Here is a 14,178-nt window from a genome sequence, read left to right as displayed (position 1 = left end):
ATGAACCCTGAGGTTGAGCGAGAGCGCTATCTAACTGCTGATGAGCAAAAGTCATTCATCAATGCGCTTTCATCAATGCCTGAGACAGCGTCAACTCTCGCAATTTGGTTTCTAATGCTGACGGGTGCGCGAAGCGGTGAGGTGTTTGCCGCCCAGTGGTCTCAATTTGACCTCGATTGTGCAGTTTGGGTCAAGCCGAGTTCCCACACAAAGCAGAAGCGCCCCCATCGGGTTCCACTGTCAGAGCCAGCGGTTGAAGTGCTGAAGCGTGCGCAGAAGAGCACAAAAAGTGAATTTGTGTTCTCCACCAATTCTGGGAAACCAATAACAAGCATCGGACGAGCATTCGGCAAGCTTTGCAAGAAGGCTGGAATAGAGGACCTTCGGCCCCACGATTTGCGCCACAACTATGCATCGCTGTTGGCATCGGAGGGCGTTTCCTTACAAATAATCGGCAAGCTGCTTGGGCACAGCCAACCGGCGACAACAAACCGATATGCACACCTTGCAGATGAAGCACTTCGCAAGGCTACTGAATTGGCAGGAAAGAAAATTTGAGATGGCTAGGTCAAGAGACGTGAGTGGAAGCGAAGAAATCGTTCGTGCCGAAGAACTCTTCCAAAAATCTGTGCAGGATGGAAACCCCGATTTCCGATATGTCGCATTGGCCATCGCCTCCCAACCCGCCTTCCCGCCGCCCTGGGCAATGCTGGCATGCATTTCGGAACTGGAAGCCACTAGGCAGCGGGCTGCCAAAAAAGCGACAAAGGCAAACAAAATGGACCGTATGCTCGATGGCATCGCTCTAGCCTATGTTGTCGAATTGGACCGAAGGGATGATCCAAAATTTGGTGAGCAGCCCGAACCATCCTTTAACGAAATGGTGCGTCGTGCCCACCAAAACACGTTCCACAAACCTCTTCAGAAAGCATCTGAGAATGACACTTACCGCAGCTACAAAAGACAATGGGACGCTGAGCAAAACCATGCCGCAATCGAGGGTGAAAGCCCGTTTCTCGGTGTGAAGGTTACGCCGAGAATACAGGCAGTCCTAAATCAGTTTTATGCTGAGCAATTGGATGCGCCAGAAGCCACGGAGCGAGAGATATACATTTTACACGTTCTGAAATGGGCAGAGGATCGGGGCATAAATACCGACCATTTTTGGCGCAGTGAAGGGCCTGAATAGCCGCTAAAAGCCATGCAGAGACACAGGAAGCCAAGGCGACAGCAATGACAAACCAAAATGAGCTTCTTACGGAAGCCGATGTTGCAGCGACACTCCGGATTAGTGTGCGGACACTTCGGCGCTGGCATTCGCTGAGAAAGGGACCACCCCGAGTGAAGATCGGCCGCAAAATTCACTATCGCAGCAACTCTGTCCAACGCTGGATTGAGAACTCGGAGACCATTGATGCCTGATCCAACTCCAATGACCCTTCCGCAAATGCGGAGGCAGCAAAAGCGACAGTTGAAGCAGATCGAAAGCTACTCAAAAGGCGGAAGCGGGAAGATTAATCGCGAGCGTCTCAACAAAGCGGTTCAAGGCTATCTGAACTCTCGAACTGTTCGAGCACTCGCTATTGCCAAAGCTGAAGGAGTGGAAGACAACGAGATGGCGTCGCGGGCAAACGCATTGCGCGCTAAATTGGATGCCGCACAAGACTGGAAAAGTGCGCTTGCAAATTGTCGCAAGCATGTCCGTTGGCATTATGAGCCAAAATCTTATCTCGGTGTCCGACAGGTTTGCTCATTACCCACGCATTTGAAAGCGTGGCACATGATTACAAAACGCCTCTTAGAAGCCACTCATTCACCCGGCAAACACATTGCCGATTGGTCAGGCCGAGGCCGTGACCGGCAGATCAAACACATCACCGAGATTTTGACATGCCAATCCCTGTCAGTCGTTGTTGCAGACGTTTCTAGTGCTTTCGGCTCAGTGCAACCTGCTGCACTACACCAGTTTCTTGACTTGCCTGACGAATTGATCCGAGGGGCGTTGGATGCCCGGACTTTCACGTTCTCGCAAAATGTTAAGAAAAGCCGCGACGAGGTATTCCTGAAGTATCCTTGTTACCGGTTACCATCCTCAGGAATACCCCCGCAGGGTCTTTTGCAGGGTTCACCGGCATCCAATGCCATCTTCGGAGTTCTCTTAAATGATCTGGCCCATCAGCTACCAGAGAGCTTAGGCTGTTTCGTCTACTGCGACAACATAGTTGTTGTGACCGAGAACGAGCATCGCGCCCAATCGGTGAGTAACGCTCTGGCTGAGTATTTTATTCGGCATCCTGCGGGGCCGTTCTCCATTAAATCGGAGATCAAGTGCCTGAGCAATTCTGGATTTGAACACCTCGGATATGCATTCAGATGGTCATATGATCGCCCGTGGGTGGGCATGAGCGAGAAAAACTATGATAGGTTCTTTAGCTCTCTAGAACATCCCTCCTCCGTTGGCCCCAATGGCATGGATTATCTTGAAGCGTGCTTCTCGGCCTGTACGCACGAAGCAGTATGGAGTTATGCCCGAACAGCGATAGATAACGATCCCGCATGTTGGTGAGCAAGAGCTTCCCAAGCATCTATGAAGCCCGGTTTTCTGGGACTTTTGGTGTAAACTATAGCCCAAAGTGGCCCAATCAAATCAGTGGTTTGAGGTTTCTAAGTAAACTGCCCTTCCTTTGATTGACCTTTTGCGGCGTGTTGCAATATCGTCATCGAAATTAATTCCAGCACGTGCATTTTGGTTGACGGGCTAGGGAAAGGCTCGTTTCGGAATGGCAATCAAGAAGTCTCAAATTTACAGTTCGTTGTGGAGCAGTTGCGATGCCTTGCGCGGTGGCATGGATGCCTCACAATACAAGGATTACATCCTAACCCTCCTCTTCCTCAAATACATATCAGATCGCTCAGAAAGCGACCCAGAGGCGCAGATCGCCGTGCCTGCGGGGTGTCGTTTCGCTGATCTCCTTTTGTTGCGAGGTGACAAGGAGATCGGCGAGAAGATCGATATTGCCATCCAGAAAATCGCGGACGCCAACGAACTTGGTGGTGTGATAAACAACGCATCGTTCAACAACCCGGACAAGCTGGGCGATGGCAAGGATATGGTGGCGCGTCTCTCCGACCTGCTGGACATATTCAGCCGACCGGAACTCGATTTCCGCAAGAACCGCGCTGAAGGCGATGACATACTGGGCGACGCTTATGAATATCTGATGCGGCATTTCGCGGCGGATAGTGGAAAATCGAAAGGCCAGTTTTATACCCCAGCCGAGGTCAGCCGGATCATGGCTGAGGTCGTCGGTATCAACAAAGAGACCAAGCAGGATCATACAATCTACGACCCAACTTGCGGGTCAGGGTCGCTCTTGATCAAGGCTGCCGACGCTGCACCGAACGGTATGTCGATATATGGGCAAGAGAAGGACAACGCGACCTTTGCCCTCGCCCGGATGAACATGGTGATCCATAACAACGCCGACGCCGAGATGGCGCGGGCGAATACCATCACCCAACCCAAGTTCAAGAACGCAAATGATGGGCTGAAGACCTTCGATTTTGTAGTCGCCAACCCGCCGTTTTCCGACAAAGCTTGGAGCACAGGACTAGAACAGGACTATGGGCGCTTTGAGTATGGCATGCCGCCAGCGAAAAACGGCGATTATGCCTATTTGCTGCACGTGCTTGCCAGCCTGAAATCCAAGGGCAAAGCAGTTGTTGTTATGCCTCACGGGGTTCTGTTTCGTGGTAATGCGGAAGCCGAAATCCGTAAGAAGATCATCCATCACGGTTTTATCAAAGGCATCATCGGTCTGCCCGCTAACCTCTTTTACGGCACAAGTATTCCAGCATGCCTGATCGTGTTGGACAAAGAGAATGCCAACGCCCGCGCGGGCATCTTCATGGTCGATGCCTCAAAGGGCTTCGTTAAGGACGGAAACAAGAACCGCTTGCGCCATCAGGACGTCCATAAGATCGTGGACGTCTTCCAAAACCAACGCGAGATTGACGGTTACTCGCGGATGGTGCCGGTGGCAGAAATTCGCTCGGAGCAAAACGACTGCAATCTCAACATCCCGCGCTACATCGATAGCTCGGAAGAGGAAGACCTTCAGGACATCGAAGCGCATCTGAAAGGCGGTATTCCCAAGCGAGATATTGATGCGCTGGAGCCATTTTGGAAAGCGATGCCCAACTTGCGCGACGCGCTGTTCTCCGATCACGAACGCGAAGGCTATTTGAATGCCAACCATGCGCCGGATGAGGTGCGAGCCGCTATTTTAGAGCACCCGGATTTCGCTGCTTTGACAGCGAAGCTCGATGCGATTTTTAATGGATGGAGAGATGCCAACAGGTCGAAAATGGCCGCATTTGACGAAGGAGCACACCCGAAAGACTTGATCCACGAAGTCTCGGAGGACCTGCTTTCGCGCTACTCAGATGCGCCATTGATCGACCGTTACGATGCTTACCAGCACGTCATGACCTATTGGTCTGAAATAATGCAGGACGATTGCTACTTGATCGCCGAGGACGGGTGGAAAGCTGCCAAAGAAATCCGAGAGGTGTTTCGCGTTAAAGAAGGTTCCCAGATGAAGTGGCCGGAGCAACCTGATATTTTGATCCCAAAGGGCCAGAGCAAACGCGGGTTTGTAGCGGAGATCGTTCCTCCAAACCTTGTTAGGGATCGCTTTTTTGCTGACGAGAAATCACAACTAGGCGAGGTTGAAGCCACTTTGGATGCTGTCGAGCTTAGGATTGTCGAATTGGACGAAGAGCACAGCGGTGAAGATGGTTTCTTCGCCGACTGCCGCGATGGAAAGGGGAAGATCACCGTAACTCTTCTCAAAGAGCGGCGCAAAGAATTGGTCGTGGAGTGCGAGCAAGACATTGTTGCAAGTTACGAAAAGAAGGCGAAGACAGCCAATTGCGGCAAGGCGCTAAAACAGGAGTTTTTCGAGACCATTCCTGATTTTCTTGAACTAATGACGATTGATGAGATGCTTCGTCTGAACACCGAAAAAGGCAAATACGCAAAGGCGGCGCGAGAAGCCAAAGCTAAGCTCAATCAACTAATCGTCGCCAAGTATTTAGCTTTAACCGACAGTGAGATGGAGGTGCTTGTAGTCGAAGACAAATGGCTCGGTTCCATCGATGCCTTAATCAATAGAGAACAAGAGCAAATAGCTCTCAATTTAACAGGCCGCATCAGTGAATTGATCGGGCGTTACCGCGAGCCGTTGCCAAAAATTAGCGCTCTCGTTGTTGACTACGAAAAACAAGTCATAGCCCACCTACGAGCAATGGGTTTTGCCGATGACTGAAGCATTGCCATCAACGCCCGAATGGTCCGAAAAAAAGCTCGATGATCTTGTAGAATTTCTCGATGGTCAGAGACGACCCATGAAGAGTTCAGATCGGGAAAAGATGAATGGGATTTACCCCTACTACGGTGCCACCGGGGTCATTGATTATGTCGATGGCTACATTTTTGATGAAGAACTAGTCTTACTTGGGGAAGACGGCGAGAACATTCTCAGTCGCAACCTACCTCAAGCCTTTGTTATTCGAGGGAAGACATGGGTCAATAACCATGCTCATGTCATGAGGCCCAAGAACTGCGTTGATGCGAAGTTCCTTGCCTTTGCTCTAGAACGACTTGATTTCGCCAAATTCAATACTGGATCGGCCCAACCTAAGATCACCAAAGGCACCTGCAAATCGATTGGCGTGCCAGTTCCACCCACCAAACATGAGCAAACGAAAGTCTCTGAAGCTCTCAGCCACATGGACAATCTGATTGCATCGCTCGACGCGCTAGTAGCTAAGAAGGAAGCGATCAAGCAGGGTATGATGCAGGAACTCCTGACCGGCAAACTACGCCTTCCCGGCTCTACCGGCGAATGGCGTGAAGTGGCGCTGGACGATGCCTGCGAAATGAAAAGCGGATTTGGGATAACCAGTCGAAACATCTCGAAAACGGGGCGATTTCGTTGCTACGGCGCAAATGGTATTCGAGGTTTCACGGACCGAGCCACCCATTCGGGAGTGTTTCCACTGATCGGACGTGTCGGGGCACAATGCGGCAATGTAGTCCTGGTGAAAGGTGATTTCTTCGCGTCGGAGCATGCAATCGTCGCGACCGTTCGCGCTGGCTATGACCCTGCTTGGCTTTCTCTAGTGCTATCGAGAATGGGCTTGAACCGAAAATCGGAGGCGTCGGCGCAGCCTGTTTTGACAGTCTCGAAATTGAAGCTGTTAAGTCTTCGTGCCCCACCCGACGAAGACGAGCAGAAGAAGATCGCGAGTGTCATTTTCGATACTGAAGAAGAGATCAATGAACTGCAATCTCGTCGCGACAAACTTCGTTCAATCCGAAAAGCTATGTCTCAGCAGCTTCTAACCGGAATGATTAGACTGTTATGAACGAAACGCTCGCTTGGATTGGAGCCATTGGCGGCTTTATCGGTGCTATCGCAGGTATCGGATCAGCGATCTTCGCGTGGATGGAGTGGCGCAAGGTCAACCGCAAAATCGCAATGGTTGGCGACATGTCACGAGCGGGTGAGATACTTCCCACTTGGTATACCGAACGCATGATGGGCGACTATTGGACCTTCGGACTTTGGACCGTTGGTGGTCAGGTCATCGTGATCAAGCGCATCACTGGTGTTTCGGATGATGGCGAATGGATGGATGTCGAGCTTGCGACTGCCGACGAGGGGGTGATGATCGACCAAGAGAAATTTGAGACGATTTTTGCGGTAGCTGCTGACCGCACCAGTGCATCGATCAAAGTTGCAAACGTCGTTTCAGCTATGGAGCTAGTGACAAGCTGATGAGCAAGGTCGGTCAAATCGAGCGCGCAACGCAGAACCGCATCGTGGCGCTATTCGATAAACGGCTCGACTATGATTATCTTGGCGACTGGCAGGACCGCGACAACAACCGGAACATTGAGGCGGACTATCTGCGCGACTGGTTATCCGGCCAATATGACGACGACCTGATTTCGCGTGCTGTTCAAGAATTGCAACGGGTTGCAACAGACAGCGCCAACATCGCCTATGACGTAAACCACAACGTCTACAAGCTGTTGCGCTATGGCGTGAAGGTGCGGGCAGCGCCAAACCAGTCATTCACCACTGTGCATCTGATCAATTGGAGTGAGCCGGAAAAGAACCACTTCGCCATTGCCGAGGAAGTGACCGTTGCAGGGAGTGATGAAAAGGCGGCGACCAAGCGCCCGGACATCGTGCTCTACATCAACGGCATCGCCATTGGTGTGCTCGAACTGAAGCGTTCCAAAGTCTTTGTCGCGGAAGGCATTCGTCAGAACCTCGACAATCAGAAATCGCAGTTCATCAAGCCATTCTTCACCACCATGCAACTTGTGATGGCCGGGAATGATACTGAGGGCCTGCGCTACGGCACCATCGAGACACCCGAACGCTATTATCTCGAATGGAAAGAAACCGACCCTGCTGATGACCTTCCAGCAGAGCGGCTAGACCAAGACCTCATCCATATGTGCAGCAAAAAGAAGCTGCTCGAAATCCTGCACGACTTCATCGTGTTTGATGCAGGCACAAAGAAGCTGTGTCGCCCCAATCAATATTTTGGTGTGAAGGCTGCTCAGGAGCGTGTGAAGCAACGCGAAGGCGGGATCATTTGGCACACCCAAGGCTCCGGCAAGAGCCTCACAATGGTTTGGCTCGCCAAATGGGTCAAAGAGAATGTTAAAGGTGATGCGCGTGTCCTCATCATCACCGACCGGACCGAACTGGACGAGCAGATCGAAAAGGTCTTCCAAGGCGTTGGCGAGGATATTCACCGGGCAAAGAGCGGGGCGGACCTGATCGGTGTGCTTAATGACACCACGCCGCCACTCATCGGCTCACTGGTCCACAAATTCGGCGGCAAAGAAGAAGGCGATGTCGATCAATATCTGAAAGATGTTCGCAAGGCACTGCCCGATGATTTCAAAGCCAAGGGCGACTTCTACGTGTTTGTGGATGAGTGTCACCGAACGCAAAGCGGTGAGCTTCATGCGGCGATGAAGGGCATTCTTCCTGATGCGATGTTCATCGGTTTCACAGGAACACCGCTACTCAAGAAGGACAAGCAAACCAGTCTCGAAGTCTTCGGCACCTATATTCATACTTATAAGTTCAATGAGGCAGTCGATGACGGTGTAATCCTCGATCTGCGCTACGAAGCGCGAGACATCGATCAACATGTCACGTCACAAAACAAGATCGATCAGTGGTTTGAGAAGAAAACGGCTGGCCTGACAGACATTGCAAAAGCGCAACTCAAGCAACGATGGGGCACACTCAAAAAGGTGATGTCCAGCCAGTCGCGGCTAGAGCAGATTGTGAGTGACATCACGTTCGACATGGAGTTGCGCCCGCGTCTAAACAGCGGGCATGGAAACGCGCTTTTGGTGTCCGGCAGCATCTACCAAGCATGCAAGTTATATGAGTTGTTCGAGAAGACGCCGCTCAAGGGCAAATGCGCCATCGTGACGTCTTACAAACCTTCGCCGAATGACATCAAGGGCGAAGGGGATGGAGAGGGTGATACCGAAACCCTCCATCAATACGAAATCTATCGTCGGATGCTGGGCGACAAAGACGTTGAGACCTTTGAGAAGGAGGTCAAGAAACGCTTCATCAAGTCGCCATCTCAGATGAAACTCCTGATCGTAGTGGACAAGCTGCTCACAGGTTTCGATGCTCCACCTGCGACCTACCTCTACATAGACAAGACGATGCAGGATCACGGGCTTTTCCAAGCGATTTGCCGCGTCAACCGTCTCGATGGAGACGACAAGGACTATGGCTACATCATCGACTACAAAGACCTCTTCAAGAGCCTAGAAGGGGCAGTCGAAGACTATACGTCGGAAGCGTTCGAGAACTTTGACAAGGACGACGTTTCTGGATTGCTTGAAAACCGGATCAAAAAGGCAAGAGAACGGCTGGAAGAAACTCTGGAAGCCTTGCGTGCCCTTTGCGAACCTGTCGAGCCGCCCAAGGAGACCGTAAACTACATTCGATACTTCTGTAGCTCCGACACTTCAATCGCAGAGCAACTCAAGGAGAACGAGCCTAAGCGCCTCACGCTCTACAAACTAGCGGCCTCAGCCCTAAGGGCATTCGCTGAAGTCGCTGACGATTTAGGGGCAGCCGGATATAGCCGGGAAGAAGGCGAAGCTCTGCGTAAGGAAGTTGCGCATTTTCAAAATGTGCGAGACGAGATCAAGATCGCGAGCAAGGACGCTGTAGACCTGAAACTCTACGAGCCAGCAATGCGGCATTTGATCGACACCTATATCAAGGCTGACGAGAGCGAAGTCCTGACGAATTTCGACGACCTTTCGCTCATTGACCTCATTGTGGAACGGGGCGCTGACGCGATTGATGCATTGCCAGAGCGTATCAAAGGAAGCGAAGAGGCTGTTGCTGAGACGATTGAAAACAACGTCAGGAAGCTCATCATCGATGAAAGCCCAGTCAATCCGAAATACTATGAAAAGATGTCGGAACTTCTCGATGCTCTGATCAAAGAGCGGAGAGCAGAAGCGGTCGAGTACGCCGAGTATCTTGAAATGCTCGTGGAATTAGCAGGGCAGGTGAAACACGCAGGATCAAAGAGCAACTACCCGACCGAAATCAACACGTCGGGCAGGCGAGCGCTCTTTGACAATCTCGACGGCGATGCGGGCTTGGCCCTCGCCATAGAAAACGAAGTGAAGGGGTCACGGAAGGCGGATTGGCGAAATAACCGCATCAAAGAAAATGCGGTTCGGTTTGCGATCAAGCGGCACATTGATGATCCGCATTTGATCGAGACTATCCTAGCCGTGGTGCGAGAGAACAATGAATACTAGGTCGTTGCAAATTGGCGATCTAGAAGTCGAACTTGACCGTAAGCAGATCAAGAACCTGCACCTAGGCGTCTACCCACCGAATGGCCGAGTTCGGATTGCTGCGCCCCCAACCGTCAGCGAGGATGCAGTGCGCGTCGCTGTGGTGTCCCGTTTGGGATGGATTAAGCGGCACATGCGTGCTTTTCAGGAGCAATCGCGACAAAGTGAGCGATTGTATGTGTCCGGCGAAACCCACTATCATCTCGGTCAGCAATATCGTCTCAAATTGATCGAAAGCGGTGGTGCATCATGCGTTTCCATCGCATCGCAAGAATGGATTGAGCTTCGCGTTCCAACTGGGTCAGATAGGGATTTCAAAGAGCGGGCATTCCAAAGATGGCAACGTAATGAATTGCGGCAGCGAACTGCTGATCTCGTAAGCGTGTGGGCATGCAAGCTGGAAATCGCTGCCCCCGAACTATCGATCAAGAAGATGAAAACGAAATGGGGTTCATGCAGTTCGACTGGTTATCGTATTTGGCTGAACTTGGAACTCATCAAGAAACCGCCTGAATGCCTCAGTTACATCGTCTTGCATGAGATGGCGCACCTAATCGAACCAAATCATGGAGATCGGTTCGTGGCCCTTCTCAATCGGCACATGCCCAATTGGAGAAGCCAACGGGATCGGCTCAACTCTCTTCCTCTGCGTAGTGAGCAATGGCCCAAGGATGTTAGCGCAGTCGTTGAAATCGAATGAAAGTGTATGTTGCCAACTTCGGTCAAGGGAACAGCCTTTGGCCACTGGCAAAAGCCAATTCGACGTTGGCGACATTCGATGACGTTCGCATCCATCCCTTCTGGAAGGCCAACGACAGGGCGGGATACATAGAAGCTGCACAGAATGAAACATTCACGGCACTAGGACATCGACCTACGAGGCAAACCGCTGGGCGTTGGTTCAATATCGCTACCCAACTGAGCGAGACTGCAGGCGATCTCTGGATTAGCAGACAGGGTGACGAGATTTGGTGGTCGTTTTCGACCGATGAGCCAATGCGAGAAAGTCTCCAAAAATCTGATCGGCCAGAACGAAACGGTCCAGAGGTTTTTGTATTGGAAAAGCCATGCTCAGGTTGGTCTGACCGAGATGCTGATGGACGACCATTGCGATGGAATGCCCTTCACCCGAAAGCCAGAGACTTTCTCAGCACCGAGGCCACGTTCCAATCGCTCTCGTCAGGAGAGCTAAGTTACGCCGAATATGCACAAGCTCTGGTAAACGGTGAGCCACTTGATCATTGGCATGATCTTCCGGTGTTTCAGAAGAAACTCGAAGAAGCCCAATCGAAGGGTGGGCACATCTTCTCTCCAAAGGAGATTATGGCTGCGCGCCTTGCCGATACAATGCTTGGAATTGTGCGTCAGGCTGACGGGCGGACGATCCAACGCAAGACGAAGGTGAAGGTCACGACGCTATCACGACTAGAATGTGAGCAAATGGTCCGAGAGATATTCGATATACAAGAGGGATATTGTGCGTATTCAGGATTACGCATGCAATTGGATGGAGAGGAAGAGGACAAGGAATTGCTAGTCTCGCTAGATAGGATCGACAGCGATGGTCACTACACGCCGGAAAATCTTCATCTTGTTTGCCGGTTCATAAATAGGTGGAAGGGCGCTGATCCTCACGATGAATTTGAAAGGCTGCTATCGATAATAACCAATAGCGTGAACGAAACGAGCTAGTCAAAAAATGCATCTAAGCTCCTTCAGTCAAAGTGCTTGAAGGCGATTTGAAGTTGTAAAGGCTGTGGGCACTAGATCGGGCAAATCCTGGCGATCTTGACCAAATCTCAACCTCGTTTTGAACCTTTCCCATACTGGAATTGAATGAGCTTGATCTTCCCTGGGGCGCTGGTCTCACACCGTTCCACATTCTATATTTTGATGCGATCTCGTTGAGGCCCAGACGCTAACTCGACGTCGCCACCTGCCTTGCAATAGTTGCAAAGGTCAGGCGAGACCATTGCATGAACAAGAGCCTTTGGCTTGATGCGATCTTCAGGCATTGCAATCAAGTTGATCACAATCCCCCTTGCTCCTTTGCCAATCTCCGAGCCTCCTCCAAAAAACGCCCGTCACCTGGTGCCGAGAGGCCGTCTCTTTTCATCTTTTCGAACCACCCTACAACTCTAGACCATGGAAATGATGGGTCATCCAAATCCGCGAGCCTCCAATAACTCAGTGTAAGCCTGCGCCGCAAAATTGCTGAGTTTGGATTTGTTTTCGCCAAGCCTTCTCTTATGATCAGTGCGCGCCTATAGCTCTCTCGCGCTCCGGTCAGGTTACGTTGCGATGTTTGCAAGTCTCCGATGAGGTCAATGCTGTTCGCAAGATCCAATTTTAGTCTAGCGGATGAGGAGTCATTGGCAATCAGCTCGTCAAGTATCGCAATTCCTTTCTCGTAGCTCATCTGAGCTGCCATAGTGTCACCTTGTGCAGCCAGTAATTTACCGATGCTATGATGGCTTAGAAACAGGTCGCGCTTTAGGTAGCTCGGCGATAGGTTCAAGGCTTCTAGGTCTTGCCTGATACCCAACGCTTTGTTGTAACTTTCAAGCGCCGCTGCTAAGTCTCCCTTCTTGAATTGAACATCTCCGGTCTTGTCGAAAGTAACAGCCAAGTCTCTTTTCAAGTTGACCGAAGACACATCCCCCTGAGTGAGCTTTTCCAGAATTTCTAAGCTCTTTGAATAGCTCTCACTCGCTCCATTTAGGTCATTTTCCGCTAGTTGAATATCACCGATCTTTGTGTGACCAACCATAAGGCTGCGTTGGAGTGAGGCGGAGCTTGGATCTGCTGCCACCAACTTTTTCGCTATCTCTAGAATTTCATCATAGCTCTGCCGTGCTCCGGTCAAGTCCCGCCTTGCGATCTGCAAGTCCCCGATCCTGCCGTAGCTTGCCATGAGATCGAGTTGTGGAAATGCAAGCGAGGGGTTGGCATGCGCAATGCCTTGTGTGATCTTCAACGCCTCAGAAAAACTCTCTTGTGCTCCAGTAAAGTCACCTTGTGCCTTTTGAACGGTACCAATTTTTAAGTAATCCACCACAAGGTCGCGCTTGATCATGATCGACTTGGGCTGTGCTGCTGCCATCCCCTTCGTAATCGCGAGTGACATCATGTGGCTTTGTCGCGCTCCGGCGAGATCACCGGTTGCCTTTTGCACTTCTCCCAGCGCATTTAGCGCCGTAGATTTTTGGCGATCATTACTCGCTGTTTCCAACGATCTACGTGCGGCACGCATTGCTTCGGCTAGGCGTCCTGCATCAAAGTACAAGCGCTTTAGCTCAACCCAGTCCCAGTGCCTTTCTGGATCATTCTCAGTGACTACTTCGTATTGCTCGATAATCGCGGCTGTTGTGGCGCTGGGAGCAGTTCCCTTAAGCCCCAACAAAGTGACAGCAATCGAACGTGCGCGGTCGGCGATCCGCAGCTTCTCGACCTGGTCTCGTATATCTTGCTCAGCCAGCAAGATTTGGATGCCAGCCTCCGTATTCGCTTCTCCACCCAGCGCTATCAACTCCAGCGCTCTTTTCCCTTCCGTGCTTTGCAACAAGTCTGTACCCGCAACCGTTGCTGCACGAAGCATTCGGCGAAATTGATCATCTAGTGCCGATAGCTGTGCATTAAGAGCTTCGATTGTACTTTCAAATTCGGCTTCACGGGCGGCCGCTTCGGTTTCGAGTTGTTCCACGCGCTTCTTTGAGGCTTTGCCGCTGACCCTTGCTTGCCGCAAAAGCCGTTTAGCGCTGCGCCACCGTCTGTCGGCAGCCTCGGCATTCTTGCGCTCCGTGACTGCAACACCGCTTAATCGCTCATTCTCGTTAGTGAGCCTCGTGGTAACGGTGCGGTAAGTGTAGATGCTGATCGTGCCAGATGTACTTTGGGCGTGGGCTTGTTCTGACGGTACAAGCACACCAAACACCAAGGCACATGAAAGAAGAAAGAAGAAAACGCGATGCACGAAATGACCCCCAAAATGCAGCGACTGAAATGCCTACAGATTTGAAGCCGTTTACAAATTAGTCAAGAATGCTGGTTTTTTGAGTTCGGCGCGAGCCAGATTGGCACGTGCTAAAACCTGCGCGGATGCAGCCAAGCCGCTTCTTGAGGGACCAGCTAACGCATTCTTCTTTGGTCCGCTTTCACCTCACACTCTGCCTTTCAAAGTCCACAGATGTCGCACTAAAACCGGCCATTTAGCGTGCGGCCTTCAGATAGCGCTTTTG

At 51.3% G+C, this 14,178-nt stretch carries 11 protein-coding genes; 10 read left to right on the top strand and 1 reads right to left on the bottom strand.

Annotation, left to right across the window (positions count from 1 at the left end; genetic code table 11):
* The 10 genes from AUC45_RS16030 (at window position 1) to AUC45_RS11125 (ending at window position 11,632) form a co-directional block, all read left to right on the top strand.
* A complete protein-coding gene (locus AUC45_RS16030) occupies window positions 1–558 on the top strand; it encodes a site-specific integrase (RefSeq protein ID WP_233998710.1) in 558 nt (185 codons plus the stop codon).
* Window positions 512–1,189 (top strand): hypothetical protein, encoded by a 678-nt coding sequence (locus AUC45_RS11160; RefSeq protein ID WP_156423829.1) that lies wholly within the window; start codon window positions 512–514, stop codon window positions 1,187–1,189. The genes AUC45_RS16030 and AUC45_RS11160 overlap by 47 nt, the downstream gene beginning before the upstream one ends.
* Before the next feature lie 44 nt (window positions 1,190–1,233).
* Entirely contained in the window at window positions 1,234–1,422 is a 189-nt protein-coding gene (locus AUC45_RS16185; protein ID WP_082701093.1) for a helix-turn-helix domain-containing protein, read from the top strand.
* The gene (locus AUC45_RS11155; RefSeq protein WP_082701092.1) at window positions 1,415–2,566 is read left to right on the top strand and encodes a reverse transcriptase domain-containing protein; all 1,152 of its coding nucleotides are present in this window, start codon (window positions 1,415–1,417) and stop codon (window positions 2,564–2,566) included. The genes AUC45_RS16185 and AUC45_RS11155 overlap by 8 nt, the downstream gene beginning before the upstream one ends.
* Window positions 2,567–2,780: 214 nt before the next feature.
* Window positions 2,781–5,330, top strand: a complete 2,550-nt coding sequence (locus AUC45_RS11150) for a type I restriction-modification system subunit M (RefSeq protein WP_067602414.1) — start codon at window positions 2,781–2,783, stop codon at window positions 5,328–5,330.
* Window positions 5,323–6,432, top strand: coding sequence for a restriction endonuclease subunit S (locus AUC45_RS11145; protein WP_067602411.1), 1,110 nt, complete (start codon window positions 5,323–5,325; stop codon window positions 6,430–6,432). The genes AUC45_RS11150 and AUC45_RS11145 overlap by 8 nt, the downstream gene beginning before the upstream one ends.
* Entirely contained in the window at window positions 6,429–6,845 is a 417-nt protein-coding gene (locus tag AUC45_RS11140) for a hypothetical protein (RefSeq protein WP_067602408.1), read from the top strand. Before AUC45_RS11145 ends, AUC45_RS11140 begins: the two co-directional genes overlap by 4 nt.
* The gene (locus AUC45_RS11135; protein ID WP_067602405.1) at window positions 6,845–9,901 is read left to right on the top strand and encodes a type I restriction endonuclease subunit R; all 3,057 of its coding nucleotides are present in this window, start codon (window positions 6,845–6,847) and stop codon (window positions 9,899–9,901) included. The genes AUC45_RS11140 and AUC45_RS11135 overlap by 1 nt, the downstream gene beginning before the upstream one ends.
* Window positions 9,891–10,640, top strand: a complete 750-nt coding sequence (locus tag AUC45_RS11130) for a M48 family metallopeptidase (protein ID WP_067602402.1) — start codon at window positions 9,891–9,893, stop codon at window positions 10,638–10,640. Before AUC45_RS11135 ends, AUC45_RS11130 begins: the two co-directional genes overlap by 11 nt.
* Window positions 10,637–11,632 carry a hypothetical protein gene (locus AUC45_RS11125; protein ID WP_067602399.1) on the top strand — a complete coding sequence of 332 codons (996 nt, stop codon included), beginning with the start codon at window positions 10,637–10,639 and terminating at the stop codon, window positions 11,630–11,632. Before AUC45_RS11130 ends, AUC45_RS11125 begins: the two co-directional genes overlap by 4 nt.
* Before the next feature lie 337 nt (window positions 11,633–11,969).
* On the opposite strand, the gene AUC45_RS11120 is transcribed toward AUC45_RS11125, so the two are convergent.
* Window positions 11,970–13,913, bottom strand: coding sequence for a tetratricopeptide repeat protein (locus AUC45_RS11120; RefSeq protein WP_067602396.1), 1,944 nt, complete (start codon window positions 13,911–13,913; stop codon window positions 11,970–11,972).
* Window positions 13,914–14,178 lie beyond the last annotated feature (265 nt).

Origin of the sequence: Erythrobacter sp. YT30 (assembly GCF_001542875.1) — a bacterium.
GTDB lineage: Bacteria > Pseudomonadota > Alphaproteobacteria > Sphingomonadales > Sphingomonadaceae > Erythrobacter.
This window is presented reverse-complemented; position numbering and strand designations above follow the sequence as displayed.